The sequence below is a fragment of the Anaerocolumna sp. AGMB13020 genome, from assembly GCF_033100115.1.
GTDB lineage: Bacteria > Bacillota > Clostridia > Lachnospirales > Lachnospiraceae > Anaerocolumna.
The window spans coordinates 437,185-453,986 of sequence record NZ_CP136910.1 but is presented as its reverse complement, the minus strand read 5'-3'; the positions used below and the strand labels follow the sequence as shown (position 1 = coordinate 453,986).

Here is a 16,802-nt window from a genome sequence, read left to right as displayed (position 1 = left end):
TTTTATTTCTTATTATAAGGAGAAGAGCGATGACTACAAAACAGAGATATGAATCTGCAAGAGAAATATATAAAAGATTAGGAGTTGATACAGAGGAAGCAATAAAGAAAGTGCTTGGAACTTCGATTTCCATGCACTGCTGGCAGGGAGATGATGTGAATGGCTTTGAAGGGGCTACTCAGTTATCTGGAGGTATTCAGGCAACAGGTAATTATCCTGGTAAAGCAAGGACACCAGAAGAATTAATGGCTGATATTGACAAGACCTTAAGTCTGATTCCCGGAAAACACCGTATTAATTTGCATGCAAACTATGCTATCTTTGAACCCGGTGAAGAGGTCGACAGAGATAAACTTGAGCCGAAGCACTTTGCTAAATGGGTGGAATTTGCAAAGAAAAGAGGCCTTGGACTTGACTTCAATCCCACTTATTTTGCACATCCTAAGGCAGATGGACTTACCTTATCCAGTGAGAAGGAGGATATCAGAAAGTTTTGGATCGATCATGGGATTGCGTGCATTAAGATAGCTGAATATTTTGCAACAGAGCTTAACACACACTGTTTGTTAAATATCTGGATTCCAGACGGCTTTAAGGACATTCCTGCTGACAGATTAAGCCCCAGAGCACGACTGAAGGATTCCCTGGATCAGATAATTGCAACACCTTACGATAAATCCAAAGTTTATGTAGCCGTTGAATCCAAAGTATTCGGTATCGGACTTGAGGCCTGCACAGTTGGTTCTCATGAGTTTTACATGAACTATGCAGCAAAGAATGATATTCTCTGCCTGTTGGACAATGGTCATTACCATCCTACAGAGGTTGTATCAGACAAAATACCTTCCATGCTGTTATTCTCTGATAAGTTAGCTCTTCATGTAACCAGACCAATCAGATGGGACAGCGATCATGTGGTACTTTTTGATGATGAAACCAAGGAAATTGCAAAAGAAATTGTACGCTGTAATGCACTTGACAGAGTATTGATCGGATTGGATTTCTTTGATGCCAGCATCAACCGTGTTTCTGCCTGGGTAGTTGGTATGAGGAATATGCTGAAATCACTGCTTTATGCTACCTTGCTGCCTAATGAAAAGCTGGCATCCCTTCAGAATGAAAATAAGTTTACAGAGCTTATGATGTTACAGGAAGAATTAAAATTCTATCCCTTTGGCGATGTCTGGAACTATTTCTGCGAGACCAGCGGAGTACCTGAAAGAGAAGACTGGTTTGCGGAAGTTACAGCATATGAAGCTGAGGTTTTATCTAAGAGGAATTAATTGCATAATAATAAATTAAATGGTAGAAATCTAATCGTTTAATCAAATCAGCCAACGAACAATTATCTTCTCCACCATCTGTCAGTGTTGGTACAAAAGTAAAATAGAACTCCGCAAATCTACGATATCCTATCGTGTGAGATGCGGAGTTTTTATGCTGTTTTTGGTATTTGAATTGGAATCGTAGGTTTTATCAGCTTTAAGGCTCAGGATTATAACTGGTTTACTTCAAACCAGATAACATGCTGCAAAAAGGAAACTGAAATTATATACCAAATTAAAATTATTTCAGTAAAAGGGATACAGAATGAAATACCAGAAATACACCAATAGCACCAACAACAGTGGGAGCCAAGATATTAGAGCATTTTGTTATCTGTTTTTTAATTAGCGTATAAAGTAAATCAAATTTATCCTGTGCTTTTACATAAACAAAATATAAGACCATTAACGGAGACATATAAATTAGATTATACACAACCAGTAAAATGGTTACTTCCAGGAAAGATACCGGATTACTGAACAAAATAGCCAGGAAAGCAAAATAGGGCAGGGCAGTTGCTAGTTCTGAGATTGTAGCGCCAACACCTAAAGCAATCAGGGCAAGGGGAGACACGGATTTGATTTTACTTGCTACTACTTCTTCGTCGTGGTCAGTTGTTTCGCCGGATTGCATCAACCTGATTTGCTTTTTTAAGGAATCAATCTTTGCATTCTCCAGGATATAGCAAACACCAATAAGAAAAGCAATACCAAGAATCAGTTCCAGGGTAAATACAATTCTTGCATGTCTGTCAATCAGTTTAGCGAAATAATCGCCTATTAACGAGATAAGTCCATAATAAGCAAGATAACCGCTGGCAAGGTTTACTACTCCTGTTGGTATAATGAAATACCAGATATGTTTTGGCTTTTTAACCATACCCTGAAGAACAAATTGCTGGGTGATTGCAATGGGATTCAGGCTGTCTGCTGCACTTGTTATAATAGTTGAAATGATTAATCCCCACATAACGTTTTCCTCCTTTATTGAGACAAAAAAATAGCCTGGGAGTATTTAATACTCCCAGGCTTTTATCCTTCCGTGTACACAACAAGCAGTTGTGCGTTTTCTCTTGGACCAGACTAATAATATTATTACGGAACCCTAGAAAACAATTTAGCATTTATTCAAATGTTCGACATTATATTATCAAAAAGTGTAAGTAATGTCAATGAAAAATTCAAGCTGTTTAAAATATAAGATATATATGTGAAAAGGATTTATTTATAATTAATTCCGTAGGTATTGATTATAAATAAGTTAGGAACTACTTACAATATTATTAGGATAGTTGACATTATTTGGCTCCTTTTGTAAAATGAAATAAGTAGTACTAAATAGAAGAAAACAAAGGTTAAAATTTATACTTAGATTATTGCAATCATTCATGTTCGTTAATTTTGTTTGTATACATTGAAAGAAGAATCATGGTAAAGGAGTTTATTATGTATGAGATGGAACTTATAGTATTCGCAGCATCCGTTTATCTTACAATTCGTTTTATACGAAGGTGGTATCAGATGGTATTTGGAAGCTGGATACCGGAGAGAGGAAGAATTACAAGATATGTTCTTGGTTGGCTTCCTGTTGTTGCTTTGGTAATTATTTATTTTGCTTTAAAAGTTCTTGCATCATTTGATGTTGTAAACAGCAGCTTTTACATACAGTTCTATTTAATGATTGGTTATGCATTTTTATCCTTGGGATTAATGATGATGGCATACTTTTGGGATATATCCTGGAAGGATGACTGCTTTAATCTGCAGAACAAAGCAGCGGTTTTTACTGTTTCAGGAGGATTTCTTGGGCTCTCTTTCATATATTCCGGTGCTAATTTAGGGGATGGTCCGGGGTGGTGGACCGTATTGATAGCCGGCGGGCTTGGTTTAATTGTCTGGATACTAATTGGGATATTTTTTTGTATATATGCACAGGTCTCTGAGCGTGTAACCATTGACAGAGACATCAATACTGGAATAAGATATGGATTATTTTTGCTGGCAAGCGGCATAATTCTTGGTAGAGCTTCTGCCGGTGACTGGACCTCCTTCTATATGACCCTTGTGGAATTTATGGATGGGTGGCCGGTACTTCCTTTAACACTTTTTGCTTTCTTGATTGAAAAATATTATAGCAAGAAAACGGAAGCAGGGGATGAAAGAGACAACCGCTCCGTTTTAACCACATCTATTGCAATTGGTTTATTGTATATAATTATTGCAATTATAACAGTACTGGTTTTGCCCGCTCCTAATGAAAACCCAATATATGGTAGCTAATACCTGACATATGGTTGACAACCTGACATATGGGAAAGTGGAATGGAATATAAACAATGCTTTAAACTATTAAAAAGGAAATCAAATCGATGATTTGATATTTACGAAAGGTGTAATATGGAACAGCCGTTAAAGTTTGGTATGATACCGGAAGAAAAATATCCGGACTATCGCTATGAAGTTATTTTTCGCGCATATAAATGGGACCCTCAGGTAGAGGATCACAATACGGTTGCGAAACAGGTCCTGCTTATGAATAAAGAAACTGCCAGGCAATTAGAATTATGGGCAGAAGATTTGGCAAGAGAAACTGTTATGATAGAAGAAGCTTTGGTTAAAAAGCTTGCTTTGGCAAAAAAACTTGGGCTTCCAAAGGATATTTTAAAGGCACTTGATCAGTTGGATGAATATGACAGCAGCCGAAATGTTAGGCTGATGCGCTTTGATTTTCATCCGATAGATAATGGATGGGCAGTCTCAGAAGTTAACAGTGATGTTCCAGGAGGAATGGCAGAAGCCTCGGTATTGCCACAAATAGCAGCAAAATATTTTGATGGCTATGAACCTCGTAAGAATATAGCAGACAGTATGGTCAATGCCTTTCATGAGAAAATAAAAGAACAGGGAACCATCGCTTTTGTTCATGCCACATCCTATTCGGATGACAGACAGGTCATGGAATTTTTAAGTAATTATTTTAGCAAAAACAAGTTTAAAACTTTTTCTGCAGCACCTGACCATATAAAGTGGAAAGATAAAAAAGCAGTTAGCATTTTAGAAGGTTATGAAGGGGAACTGGACGGTATCATACGATTCTTTCCTCTGGAATGGTTGACGAACCTACCCAAAAAATCTGACTGGAGAGGCTATTATGATACATTAACACCTTCCTGTAATCATCCTATAGCAATATTTGCTCAATCAAAGCGATTGCCTTTGGTGTGGGATAAATTAGGAATATCAATCCCTACATGGAAGAAATTACTGCCAGAGACTTTGGAACCAAAAGCAGTTAATTCAACTGATTTTGAATACATATTTAAGCCAGCTTTAGGTAGAGTTGGTGAAGGCATATCCATGAAAGAAGCGATTTCTGACAAAGAATATAATAGGATTCTTAAAGCAGCCAGAAAGTATCCCGGTTCCTGGCTGGCTCAACGAAAATTTATAAGTAGTCCGATTTCAGCTGAAAATAGGGAGAATTATCATTTATGTGTTGGAGTGTTTACGGTAGATGGTAGAAGTGCTGGATTTTATGGTAGAATTAGTCCCTATACAAGAATTGATGCCAGAGCAAAGGATATACCTATATTAGTTGAAAAGTAAAGGATATATGCAGCTAAGTGAAACAATATAAATTTTAAAAAGAAGGGATGCCGTTTAGTTCCTTACAGGAAATAAATTTGAAGATATAATATCCTGTTGGTGGCATAATCACAGAAAACCTGTGATGGGTACAATTATGAAGGACAATTTAAGAGTATATAAAATATGGGCACCTATGGATACTCTGTGGGTGGAATGGGCGAAACCTGTTTTATTTGCCAATGCCCCAAGAAGTAATTATTTTAGCTTAAATATTCCGAAAATAGAGTGGATTTCAGAAGCAGCAAAAGATACGATGATCATTCTTGACCTTCCGGCAGGTGAAGGCGTTGAAACAAGTCTTGCACTTGCACAGCTAGGATATCGACCTGTTCCTCTTTATAACGGTGTTTATGGACCAAATAACTCGGATATGATTGTTAAAGTAGAGCATTTAGTGTCTGCTTTATATAGGGGAGCTGAAATTCTAAGTACTTTGCAGCTGGAGGCAACAGCACCTCCTGTATTTATGCTGGATTCCAACCGAATGGAAGGAAGCGGAAAAAAACCAGGAAAATATGATAACCGCTGGTGTGTATTTCCACAGGATATGCCTTCGGCTTCTTATGTTAAAGAAAATGGGATTCGAAAGGTAATTGTTCGGGGAGACGAAATAAAAAATGATTTGTCCCATATACTAAAGCGTTATCAGGAGCAGAATATAAAGGTTTATTTATCCAGAGACAATGCTGATATAAAAGAGATTAATGTGGTAAAACCCTCAGGGTTTAAAAGCCTGTTATATCGCTTTGGAGTAATAACCGGATTAACAAGAAATGGAACAGGTGGATTTGGTGGAAAAATACCCGAACCTACCCAAAGCAGTTCCGGCGGCAGGTATTATGGGCTGGGCTAATATATAATTTGCATTTATGAATTTAAATTAACTATAAAGAGAAGTTTTATTGTGTGCCCTAAAACAGCAGATAATAAAGCTTCTCTTTTAAAGTTAGATAAATAATAAGTATTATGGTTTGCCTGAGATCAATTCGTCTGAAATCATTAATTTATTTATCCAGTATTATTGTAGTAATACCAAGGAGCATACCAACTTTTCAAATAAACTGCCATTGTGACCAATACTCATTGCAAAATGGGTAGAATCTGGTTTTTAGGGAAGAAATAGAGTTACTTTAATTGTAAAAAACTTGTATTAAGGACATTAAAAACAAATAAAAACCACATAATGTTGTTATAAACCAATATATAGATATTGACTTGTTAGTTTTGCAGTGATACAATACAGATAAATGCACATAAAACAAATAAATACCACATAATTAAAGGAGATTGCACTATGATGTCAGAGTACGAAATCAAAAAGGAAATTTGCGAAATAGGTAAAAGAATCTATAACAGAGGAATGGTTGCAGCCAATGACGGCAACATATCTGTTAAGATAAGTGACAACGAATTCTTATGTACACCTACCGGTGTAAGTAAGGGCTTTATGACACCGGAATACATATGTAAGGTTGATAAAGAAGGAAAAGTAATTCAGGCAAATGGGAATTTCAAACCTTCTTCTGAAATCAAGATGCACATGCGTGTATATAAAGAAAGACCTGATGTTACCTCTGTTGTTCATGCACATCCTATGTATGCTACAGGTTTTGCAATAGCGGGAATTCCTTTAACTCAGCCTATTATGCCTGAAGCTGTTATAACCTTAGGTTGCGTACCCATCGCAGAGTATGGTACTCCCTCAACAGAAGAAATTCCTGATGCAGTATCTAAATACCTCCCTTATTATGATGCGGTATTGTTAGAGAATCATGGGGCTTTAACTTTTGGAGATTCCTTATTGAACGCTTACCACAAGATGGAATCCGTTGAGTTCTATGCAAAACTTCTCTATATCTCCAAGCAGCTTGGAGGACCCAAAGAGCTGTCCGAATCTCAGGTACAGAGATTATACGAGATCCGCAGACAGTTCGGTATGACCGGTAAACATCCTGCAAACCTTTGCCAGAATAACAAGGACGGCAAAGCAAACTGCCATGGTAACTGCGGAAACCACGGAACTGCAGAAGTAGATACCAGTCAGCTTGTAGCGGATATTACAAAAAAAGTCATGGAACAGTTAGGACTGAAATAATACTCAATTCGAACAGCACTGCAAGTCAGCTTGCAGTATGCATGGGTGTTAATATGAAAGAGAAAGAGATTAACAAAAACCGCAATATAGAAACCAACAGCCAGGAAAAAAAACAACCTGGACGAACTTATAAAGAGCTTAACTTTCTAAAGGAAAGAATCAGCAATGTCATGGAGTACTGCGGAAACGAAGCAGTAAGCACTTTCCTTGCAGGTGCTTTGCAGGAGGTTGTTAATGCCAGAGCTCATATGGTTGAAACAGCCATTGCGGACGCCGTAAGAACAGCCATTAATGAAACCGGCCTTTCCATAAAATCCAGAAAGGAAAAGCAGATTTCGCAGACGATATTACAGACAGTTCTTAGGGATGCAGAAGATATGCATAAGACTCTGGAGAGGATTTCCTTATCCCAAGCCAGGTTTCTCATGGAAGAAATAGAAAGAGAAGCCGAAAGAATCGGAGTCGCAGCAGTTATCGCAGTGGCGGATAAGGGTGCCAGAACAATTGCGGTTCATGCCATGAATGATTCCTATATTGCAAGTTTTGATATTGCCTTAAACAAAGCCTACACCAGTGCAGCACTTAAAATGTCTACGATGCAGTTAAAGACATTAAGTCAGCCGGGCGGTGAGCTTTATGGAATACAGCATACAAATGGAGGCAAAATAGTTATTTTCGGAGGAGGAGAACCCCTATTTCTTAAGGAGAACCTTCTTGGCGGCCTGGGTGTCAGCGGAGGGACAGAAAGTCAGGACGCGGCTCTTGCAGCTTACGGAAAAGAAAAATTTAAGGAGGCTTTTTCGTGAATTTAAAGGAAGCACAAGTGAAGGACATCGTAAGAAAAGTCCTTCTGCAGATGGAAGCCGGTAACAAGGAAGAGCAGAAGCTGTCGGGTATATTTACAGATATGAACGATGCGATCGGAGCATCAATGAAAGCTCAGAAGGTTATGCAGCAGCTCTCCATGGATTCCAGAGAGAAAATCATTTCTAATATCCGCAAAAAAACCCTGGAGAATGCTGAGCTCTTTGCCCGCATGGGTGTGGAAGAGACCGGAATGGGTAATGTAGGACATAAGATATTAAAACATCAATTGTTAGCAGAGAAGACACCGGGTACAGAGGACATTTCAACAGTAGCATGGTCGGGAGACAGAGGACTTACTCTTGTAGAGATGGGACCTTTTGGTGTAATCGGAGCCATAACCCCCTGTACCAATCCCAGTGAGACCATTCTTTGCAACAGTATCGGCATGATAGCGGGAGGAAATACTGTGGTATTCAATCCCCACCCGGCGGCAATCGGCGTATCAAACCTGGCAGTACATATGGTAAATGAAGCCTCCAGGGAAGCCGGCGGACCGGATAACATTGCGGTATCTGTCATAAAACCTACGTTAGCTTCCGGAGATATCATGATGAAGCATCAGAATATCCCGCTTATAGTAGCTACCGGCGGACCGGGTGTTGTTACGACAGTTCTTTCCTCCGGAAAAAGAGGAATTGGAGCAGGAGCAGGTAATCCGCCTGTTCTGGTAGATGAAACAGCTGATATCAAAAAAGCCGCAATGGATATTGTTAACGGGTGTACTTTTGATAACAATCTTCCCTGTATTGCTGAGAAAGAGGTTGTTGCAGTCGGTAAGATCATGGATGAATTATTGCATTATCTCATTGAAAACGGCTGCTATGTAATCTCCAAAGCAGAACAGGAAAAATTAACTGCCGTGGTACTTAAGGATAACCGACTGAATCGTAAATGTGTAGGTAAGGATGCCAGAACAATATTGTCCATGATTGGTATTGAAACATCTGAGAATATCCGTTGTATCATTTTTGAAGGTGAGAAAGAACATCCATTGATTGCAGAAGAGCTGATGATGCCTATACTGGGAATTGTAAGAGCAAAAGATATTGATGATGCTATAGAAAAAGCTGTGTGGCTGGAGCATGGCAATCGTCATTCTGCACATATGCATTCTAAGAATGTAGACAATCTGACAAGGTTTGGAAAAGCAGTAGATACGGCTATTTTTGTAAAAAATGCACCTTCATATGCAGCTCTTGGTTTCGGCGGAGAAGGCTTTTGTACCTTTACCATAGCCAGCAGAACAGGGGAAGGACTTACCTCAGCCCGTACCTTTACCAAACAAAGACGTTGTGTTATGGCAGACAGCCTTTGTATCCGTTAATGGATTTGTATATTGAAAGCAGGAGGAGATACAATGGAGAATTTGAACATTGAAGACATTGTAAGACAGGTACTGGCAGAGATGACCAGCGATAAGAAAGCAGACAGTAATGCAGGAGTTCCTGCTAAGGCTGGATTCATTCCAAAGACTGCTAAAGTTGCTGTACTTACAAAACTGGAAAATATTGAACTGAAAGAATATCCGATTCCTGAGCTGGGAGACGATGACATCCTGGTAAAGGTCGAGGGCTGCGGCATCTGCGGAACGGACGCTCATGAATACAAGAGAGATCCCTTTGCCTTAATTCCCGTTGTACTGGGACATGAAGGCACTGGTGAAATTGTTAAGATCGGAAAAAATGTTAAGAAAGACAGTGCGGGCAAGTCACTGCAAGTCGGTGATAAGGTTGTAACCTGTATGATTTTTAAAGATAATCCGGACATTACTATGTTTGATTTGAATAAACAGAATGTAGGCGGAGCAGATGTTTATGGTCTTCTGCCTGATGACGAGGTTCATTTAAATGGATGGTTCTCTGATTACATCATTATCAGAGGCGGCTCAACGGTATTTAACGTAAGTGATTTGGATCTGGAATCCAGAATTCTTATAGAGCCTTGTGCCGTATTGATTCATGCAGTTGAAAGAGCCAAGACCACAGGTATCTTAAGGTTCAACAGCCGTGTTGTGGTTCAGGGATGCGGACCAATCGGTTTAATCTGTATTGCTGTTCTTCGTACAATGGGTATCGAGAATATCGTTGCAGTAGACGGAGAGGATAAGCGACTGGCCTTTGCAAAAGAAATGGGTGCAGAAAGATATGTAAACTTCAAGAATTACAAAGGCACAGAAGAACTGGCTGAGGGAGTGAAAGAAGCTTTTGGTGGTTATCTGGCAGACTTCGCCTTCCAATGCACCGGTTCCCCGGCAGGACATTCTAATATTTACAAGTTTATCCGTAATGGTGGTGGACTTTGTGAGCTTGGGTTCTTTATCAACGGCGGTGATGCTACGATAAATCCTCACTTTGATATCTGTGCGAAAGAAATCACTACTGTTGGATCCTGGGTGTATACCTTGAGAGATTATGCTACAACTTTTGATTTTATTAAGAGAGCCAAAGGAATCGGTATTCCTCTTAACAAGCTGATTACCCATAAATATCCACTGAACCAGATTAATGAAGGTTTTATTACTAATCTGAAAATGGAAGGACTAAAAATAGCCGTAATCAATGAGGCATAAGAAAGGGTGGTAGCAAAATGGCGATGGCCGTAGGCATGATAGAGGTGTACGGATTGGTTGCTGCCTTTGTAGCAGGCGATGCCGGCTGTAAAGCTGCGAATGTAGTTCTGGAGACCTTTGACCGTAATAAGCCGGCTAATGCAGATAATCTCCCGGTTCCCTTAATTGTTATGGTGAAATTCCGTGGTAATGTAGAGGACGTCAGAGCAGCGGTGGAAGCTGCAGAAGTTGCCGCTAATGCAGTGTCCGGTGTAATTACAAAACATGTAATTGCAAACCCGGAAGACGGAACCCAGAAAATGCTCTCATTAAATGGCTTGGATAAAAGCTGAAATGCAAAAAGTCTTGTGTGGACTAACAAAAAGTAAGAAACATTATAATGGATAAGTTATAATTCAAATAAAAATGAATCGATAGTTTAAATCTTAAAAACAGGAGGATATTAAAATGGCTCAGGAAGCATTAGGAATGGTTGAAACAAGAGGACTGACAGCAGCGATTGAAGCAGCAGATGCAATGGTGAAGGCAGCAGAAGTTGTATTGGTTGGAACAGAGAAGATCGGCTCCGGTCTTGTAACGGTATTGGTTAGAGGGGATGTAGGAGCAGTTAAGGCGGCTACAGAAGTTGGTGCAAATGCAGCAGCCAGATTAGGTGAACTGGTAGCAGTTCATGTAATTCCCAGACCTCATACAGATGTTGAGAAAATACTACCTAAAATCTGATAAGATTTTATAATCTGATAAGATTTTATGATCTGATAAGATATTATAAGCTAATAAAAAGTATATGATCTTATCAGAGTTTTATTGAAAGAGGTAAGAGTGAAAGCAAATCATCTTTCACTCTCCCGGATTTTGACGCGTGGCAACACACGCAGATGGGAGCCAATGATGAAATCATTAGGATTTATTGAAATTCCCAGCGTAACAGCTGCTATAGAGGCATTGGATGTAATGCTTAAGACTGCTGATGTGGAATTCGTAACATGGGAGAGGAAGCTTGGAGGTCGTTTGGTAACCATAATCGTGCAGGGAGATGTATCAGCAGTATCCCATGCTGTGGAAACGGCCGCAAAAACAGCTATGAAACCTTGCGTACATGCCGTTATTCCTAATCCCCATGAGGAAACCATTCGAATGGTTAACATCAGTGCAGCCAGACTGAACAAACAGTAGAGATAAGGGGTAGTCATGGCAGAAACAAACAGACCAGAAGAAAATGGTATCAAATCAGAAAAGAACAAGTCCAGAAGCCGCCGTAAGGCAGGCAGAGCAGCTGAAGTAAAAGCGACAGTTGACACTGGTAATACAGCTGAAGTTGGAAAAGCGTTTGAGACAGTAAAAACAGCTGATGCGAATGCGAAAGCAACTGTTGTAACAGATAAAGCGGTAACAGCAGAAAGCAATGCTACTGATATAAAGGAAGCCGGAAAAGCAAGAACAAGCAAGGAAACAGAAAATAATAATAAAATCAATCATGAAACAGCGGAAACCGCTGTAAGGGAGGTCAAAATGGCACAGGAAGCATTAGGAATGGTAGAAACAAGAGGTTTAGTAGCAGCAATCGAAGCAGCTGATGCAATGTTAAAAGCAGCTAATGTTACATTGGTTGGAACTGAGAAAATCGGATCCGGATTAGTAAGTGTTATGGTAAGAGGAGATGTAGGTGCAGTTAAGGCAGCGGTTGAATCTGGTGCAAGCAGTGCATCAAAACTCGGTGAACTGGTAGCAACACACGTAATTCCCAGACCTCATACAGATGTTGAAAAAATTCTTCCTGCATTAAAGTAATCGGAACCAACCATTACTTAAAATGAAACGGCAGCAGTAAGGTATACGAAAAAATGCAGGGTAACAGGAGCAGATGTCATTGATAACATCGGCTCCTGTCCTTAACACGAATCATTAAAAGAGCAGGTGGATCCTTTGGAAGAAAAAGACGTAGAATTAATAACGGCTATGGTATTAAAAGCAATGAAGGAAAATAATTCCGAGAACGACTATTCCGTACCAATTGGTGTTTCTGCAAGACATGTACATCTGACACAGGAGCATGTTGAGGTACTCTTTGGAAAAGGTTATGAGCTGACAAAGAAGAAGGAACTTATGGGTGGACAGTATGCCTCAAATGAGCTGGTTACCATTGTGGGTTACAAACTAAGAGCAATGGAAAATGTAAGAATATTAGGACCTGTCAGGAAAATGTCCCAGGTAGAAATATCAAAAACCGATGCTATCAAACTGGGAATCAAAGCACCAATTAAAGAATCCGGTGATATAAAAGGTTCTGCACCGATTTCTATTGTTGGACCGAAAGGTGCTGTTTATCTGGAGGAGGGCTGTATCGTTGCCAAACGCCATATCCATATGGCTCCCACTGATGCAAAAGCCGCCGGAGTTGTAAATGGTCAGGTGGTATCTGTGAAAGCAGATAATGAAAGAGGAACAACCTTTAATCATGTGACAATCAGAGTAGATGCAAGTTATACGCTGGAAATGCATATTGACACAGATGAAGCAAATGCAGCTGGTATCGCAACAGGCGATACTGCAATAATCATAAAGTAAGACGGTCAGGAATATCAAATCAGGCTGGGGTATGATAGAAGCAAGAATAATATACCCTATTATCCTGGAAAGAGGTTGCATCCTGATTTGTTCGTGTGTGAAAGCACGCAGATGGGAGTTTGTATGATAGTCGGCAAAGTAGTTGGTTCCCTGGTAGCAACCAGAAAAAATGAGAACCTCATAGGCTGTAAGTTCCTTATTGTGGAACCCTTTGATAAAATGGAAGAAAGCGGAAGATTCGTAGCCATTGATAATGTAGGAGCAGGTATTGGGGAAGTTGTACTGGTGGTAAAGGGCAGCGGTGCCCGCATCGGATGCCGTATGGAAAGTGCTCCGGTGGATGCAGCTATTGTAGGCATTGTAGACGACGGAATCGGATTGGAGTAATTTCAGCATGGAAATACAGGAACTTATCGGTATTGTAAAAGAGCATGGAGTGGCAGGCGCAGGCGGAGCAGGTTTTCCTACCTATGCCAAACTTGATAAACGGGCAGAGGCAATCCTGTTAAACTGTGCAGAATGTGAACCTTTGCTAAAGGTGCATAGACAGCTCCTTGAAAAATATGCTTATGAAATCATGGAAACCTTTGCTTTGATAGGAGAGGTTTTGGAGGCGAAGAGAACAATAATTGCCGTGAAGGAAGCGTATAAAGGGACAGTTGAGGCGTTACAGGCTAACCGGCACTCTTATCCCAAAATTGAAGTAAAACTTCTTCCGGAAGTTTATCCCATGGGAGATGAAGTAGTACTGATACATGAAACCCTTGGTATAACAATCCCGCCTGGTGGACTTCCTATTCAGAAGGGTGTTGCTGTATTTAATGTTGAAACAATTTTCAATATTCATAAGGCGTTAAAAAACAATGGGCCGGTGAATGCAAAGTATCTTACCATAGCCGGAGAAGTTACTGCTCCCAAGACAGTATTAGCACCTGTCGGTATGGAAGTAAGAGAAGTCATTCAGGCAGCAGGAGGGATAACAGTAAAATCTCCGGTCTTTATTATGGGTGGGCCTATGACCGGCAGGGTGGTTTCTTCTTATGACTGTGTTACTAAGACCACTAATGCTATCCTTGTATTGGACAGAAACCATAAACTGGTTCAGAGAATGCTCTCCGATGTTTCCGTTGATATGAAGCGGGCAATGTCTGTATGCTGTCAATGCGAAATGTGCACCGATTTATGTCCCAGGAATCTCCTTGGTCACCCCATAACACCTCATTTGTTTATGCGGTCGGCCACAAGTGGTGTCGGTGCTGTGCATCAGGATCTGAGTCCCTTTCTTCATACTTTTTATTGCTGTTCCTGCGGTATCTGTGAGCTATATGCCTGTCCACAGGATCTGTCTCCCAGAAGGCTGATAACCCAGTATAAGAATGGGCTAAGGGGCAAAGGTGTTACACCGGATAAAGAAGTAAAATACAAAGAGCCCTTATCTTTAAGAGAATACCGGAAAGTTCCTATGGAGAGGCTTACAGCAAGAATCGGATTAACAGAGTATAACCAAGAAGCACCTTTGGTGGATACCCTGCTACAAACGAACCAGGTTAAGATAAAGCTTGCTCAGCACATTGGAGTAAAAGCGGTAGCGAAGGTAAAGAAAGGTGATACAGTTATATTTGGCAGTAAGATTGCTGAGGCAGCAGATGATAAGCTTTCCTTGCCGATCCATTCTTCCATAAATGGTGAGGTAATTGAAATAACAGAGGATTACATAATAATACGAAACAGTAATGAGAGGATGTAAACGCTATGAGCAAGGCAATCGGAATGGTAGAATACAAGACAGTATCCACGGGACTTCTTGCCGCAGATACCATGTTAAAAACAGCGCAGGTTGAGATTCTGGAAGCTCAGACGGTATGTCCCGGTAAATATATAATCCTGTTAAAAGGTGAACTTTCTGCAGTGAAAGCTTCTATTGAAGCTGCCAGGCTTAAATACAGGGAACACTTAATTGACAGTTTCATACTTGGAAATCCTCATGATTCCATATTTGCCGCCATTTATGGAGCAGCTTCAATAGAAAGTATAAAGGCACTAGGGGTTCTTGAGACCTTTTCCGCCGCTTCTATAATAGTGGCAGCAGATGAAGCGGCAAAATCTGCAGAGGTTACACTGATTGAACTAAGAATTGCAAGAGGGATGTGCGGAAAATCCTATATGTTGTTAACCGGTGAGATTGCAGCAGTAGAAGCCGCCATTGACAAAGCTAAAGCGGCAGTCAGTGAATCAGCAATGCTGCTTGATTCTGCAATTATTGCAAATCCTGACAGAAAGCTGTGTGAGAGTATTATATAGCAGATATTTTGTAGTTTATATTTTTACTTTGCAATTTATTGATAATGGTACCTTCTTACTTAGAGATAAAACTTCGGTACTGTCAAGAAATAGCACAGCCTTTAAAAGAATGACACAGAATTCGAAAAGAACAACACAGTATTTGATAAGTACGAACAAAAATTGAAAAGTACAACACAGAATTTGAAAACGCGACAATGAATTCGAAAAGAATAAAATATAATTCGAAAAACAATAAAGAATTTAAAAAAATACTGAACTGAAAAATACAGAGATTTAGAAGAAGCAACACAGAACTTTCAAAGGAACTGCGGACAGTACTTCAAAAGAAAGAACGTAACAGTTACTTTACAACATCTTATGAACTTGTTTATAATAGAACTTATCAAAAAATTCTATTAAAATACCAATAAAAGGCAGTGTTATAAAATGCCGGCATCCTTATTATAAGAAAGATACAAAACTCTTATAATACCAAAGATGCTAGAGTGAAAGAGAATGAGCTTTCACATCCCCGGAACTTTAACAGATGTTACTTTGGTGTCAAAACACCATTTAATCGTCAAGTAAAGATTAGAGGGGCTAACTATAAAAGAGAGTAGGTAGAGACAATGCTTGCAATAGAAAGAAGAAATCAGATATTAGAGATATTGCAGAGGGATAAGAGAGTTGTGGTAAGTGATTTGAGTTCAGTTTTTGAAGTGACAGAGGAAACCATAAGAAGGGATCTGGAAAAGCTTGAAAAAGAAGGTTTTGCCAGAAAAACTTATGGAGGAGCTATTCTAAATGAAAGTTTTAATGTAGACCTACCTTTTACTGTAAGAAAAAAAGCCAATGTATCCAATAAGGAATACATTGCAGATATTATATGCTCTATGATCGAGGACGGGGATCACATAATGATGGATGCCAGTTCTACTGCTGTCTATGCAGCAAAACATCTCAAAAACAAAAAGAATATCACTTTGATTACCAATTCCATTGAAATCCTTCTCGAATTATCCGAAATGGCAGGGTGGAAAGTGCTATCTACCGGTGGAATGCTGAAGGAAGGTTCACTTTCGCTGGTGGGTTATCAGGCAGAAAAAATGCTGGAGAATTACCATGTGGATAAAGCGGTCATTTCTTGCAAAGGCCTTGATATGGAACGGGGAATAACTGATTCCAATGAAATGGAAGCCCAGATCAAGAAACTGATGCTGGAATCAGCCAGTACCAGGATACTTGCTGCTGACTCCTCTAAATTTGATAAGATATCCTTTACCCGTATCGGCGGACTGGACAATCTGGATTATGTTATTACAGACAAAGAACCTGCAGATACCTGGAAACAGGTATTTCAGTCAACGAAGATATCATTAAAATATGAATAAAACACTGTAATTACCTTCTAAAAAATCAGATATGAAAAAACATCCTAATTGTTTTT

At 39.7% G+C, this 16,802-nt stretch carries 18 protein-coding genes and 1 riboswitch; of the genes, 17 read left to right on the top strand and 1 reads right to left on the bottom strand.

All coding sequences use genetic code 11. The features are described 5' to 3' along the window. The first annotated feature begins 29 nt into the window (after positions 1-29). Entirely contained in the window at positions 30-1,283 is a 1,254-nt protein-coding gene (locus R2R35_RS01930) for an L-rhamnose isomerase (protein WP_317732813.1), read from the top strand. A 283-nt stretch (positions 1,284-1,566) separates the two neighbouring features. On the opposite strand, the gene R2R35_RS01925 is transcribed toward R2R35_RS01930, so the two are convergent. Beyond that, positions 1,567-2,295 carry a hypothetical protein gene (locus tag R2R35_RS01925; protein ID WP_317732812.1) on the bottom strand — a complete coding sequence of 243 codons (729 nt, stop codon included), beginning with the start codon at positions 2,293-2,295 and terminating at the stop codon, positions 1,567-1,569. A 49-nt stretch (positions 2,296-2,344) separates the two neighbouring features. Next, positions 2,345-2,445: riboswitch (guanidine-I (ykkC/yxkD leader) on the bottom strand. 326 nt (positions 2,446-2,771) lie between these two features. On the opposite strand from R2R35_RS01925, the gene R2R35_RS01920 reads away from it, so the two are divergent. The 16 genes from R2R35_RS01920 to R2R35_RS01845 all read left to right on the top strand — a co-directional run bounded on the left by R2R35_RS01920 (position 2,772) and on the right by R2R35_RS01845 (position 16,746). Then, the gene (locus R2R35_RS01920) at positions 2,772-3,605 is read left to right on the top strand and encodes a hypothetical protein (protein WP_317732811.1); all 834 of its coding nucleotides are present in this window, start codon (positions 2,772-2,774) and stop codon (positions 3,603-3,605) included. 117 nt (positions 3,606-3,722) lie between these two features. Continuing rightward, positions 3,723-4,931, top strand: coding sequence for a glutathionylspermidine synthase family protein (locus R2R35_RS01915; protein WP_317732810.1), 1,209 nt, complete (start codon positions 3,723-3,725; stop codon positions 4,929-4,931). A 136-nt stretch (positions 4,932-5,067) separates the two neighbouring features. After that, positions 5,068-5,826, top strand: a complete 759-nt coding sequence (locus R2R35_RS01910) for a hypothetical protein (protein WP_317732809.1) — start codon at positions 5,068-5,070, stop codon at positions 5,824-5,826. 441 nt (positions 5,827-6,267) lie between these two features. Then, positions 6,268-7,068 carry a class II aldolase/adducin family protein gene (locus R2R35_RS01905; RefSeq protein WP_317732808.1) on the top strand — a complete coding sequence of 267 codons (801 nt, stop codon included), beginning with the start codon at positions 6,268-6,270 and terminating at the stop codon, positions 7,066-7,068. Positions 7,069-7,121: 53 nt separating this feature from the next. Further along, on the top strand, positions 7,122-7,874 hold the full coding sequence (locus tag R2R35_RS01900; RefSeq protein WP_317732807.1) for a GlcG/HbpS family heme-binding protein: 753 nt from the start codon (positions 7,122-7,124) through the stop codon (positions 7,872-7,874). Positions 7,875-7,924: 50 nt separating this feature from the next. After that, a complete protein-coding gene (locus R2R35_RS01895) occupies positions 7,925-9,259 on the top strand; it encodes an aldehyde dehydrogenase family protein (protein ID WP_442872283.1) in 1,335 nt (444 codons plus the stop codon). 33 nt (positions 9,260-9,292) lie between these two features. Further along, positions 9,293-10,504 carry a zinc-dependent alcohol dehydrogenase gene (locus R2R35_RS01890; RefSeq protein ID WP_317732805.1) on the top strand — a complete coding sequence of 404 codons (1,212 nt, stop codon included), beginning with the start codon at positions 9,293-9,295 and terminating at the stop codon, positions 10,502-10,504. Between the two features lie 17 nt (positions 10,505-10,521). After that, the gene (locus R2R35_RS01885) at positions 10,522-10,836 is read left to right on the top strand and encodes a BMC domain-containing protein (protein ID WP_317732804.1); all 315 of its coding nucleotides are present in this window, start codon (positions 10,522-10,524) and stop codon (positions 10,834-10,836) included. Positions 10,837-10,951: 115 nt separating this feature from the next. Next, positions 10,952-11,227 carry a propanediol utilization microcompartment protein PduA gene (pduA, locus tag R2R35_RS01880; RefSeq protein ID WP_033166117.1) on the top strand — a complete coding sequence of 92 codons (276 nt, stop codon included), beginning with the start codon at positions 10,952-10,954 and terminating at the stop codon, positions 11,225-11,227. Positions 11,228-11,392: 165 nt separating this feature from the next. Continuing rightward, on the top strand, positions 11,393-11,680 hold the full coding sequence (locus R2R35_RS01875) for a BMC domain-containing protein (protein WP_317732803.1): 288 nt from the start codon (positions 11,393-11,395) through the stop codon (positions 11,678-11,680). A 336-nt stretch (positions 11,681-12,016) separates the two neighbouring features. Beyond that, positions 12,017-12,295, top strand: a complete 279-nt coding sequence (locus R2R35_RS01870; protein WP_033167462.1) for a BMC domain-containing protein — start codon at positions 12,017-12,019, stop codon at positions 12,293-12,295. A 168-nt stretch (positions 12,296-12,463) separates the two neighbouring features. Next, positions 12,464-13,072, top strand: coding sequence for a phosphate propanoyltransferase (locus tag R2R35_RS01865; RefSeq protein ID WP_442872282.1), 609 nt, complete (start codon positions 12,464-12,466; stop codon positions 13,070-13,072). A gap of 123 nt (positions 13,073-13,195) precedes the next feature. Continuing rightward, positions 13,196-13,459: a EutN/CcmL family microcompartment protein gene (locus R2R35_RS01860; RefSeq protein WP_033166120.1), complete on the top strand. Its 264-nt coding sequence runs from the start codon at positions 13,196-13,198 to the stop codon at positions 13,457-13,459. A gap of 7 nt (positions 13,460-13,466) precedes the next feature. After that, the gene (locus R2R35_RS01855) at positions 13,467-14,819 is read left to right on the top strand and encodes a 4Fe-4S dicluster domain-containing protein (protein WP_317732801.1); all 1,353 of its coding nucleotides are present in this window, start codon (positions 13,467-13,469) and stop codon (positions 14,817-14,819) included. A gap of 5 nt (positions 14,820-14,824) precedes the next feature. Then, positions 14,825-15,373, top strand: a complete 549-nt coding sequence (locus R2R35_RS01850; protein ID WP_317732800.1) for a BMC domain-containing protein — start codon at positions 14,825-14,827, stop codon at positions 15,371-15,373. Between the two features lie 611 nt (positions 15,374-15,984). Next, positions 15,985-16,746 carry a DeoR/GlpR family DNA-binding transcription regulator gene (locus tag R2R35_RS01845; protein WP_317732799.1) on the top strand — a complete coding sequence of 254 codons (762 nt, stop codon included), beginning with the start codon at positions 15,985-15,987 and terminating at the stop codon, positions 16,744-16,746. The last annotated feature ends 56 nt before the right edge of the window (positions 16,747-16,802 follow it).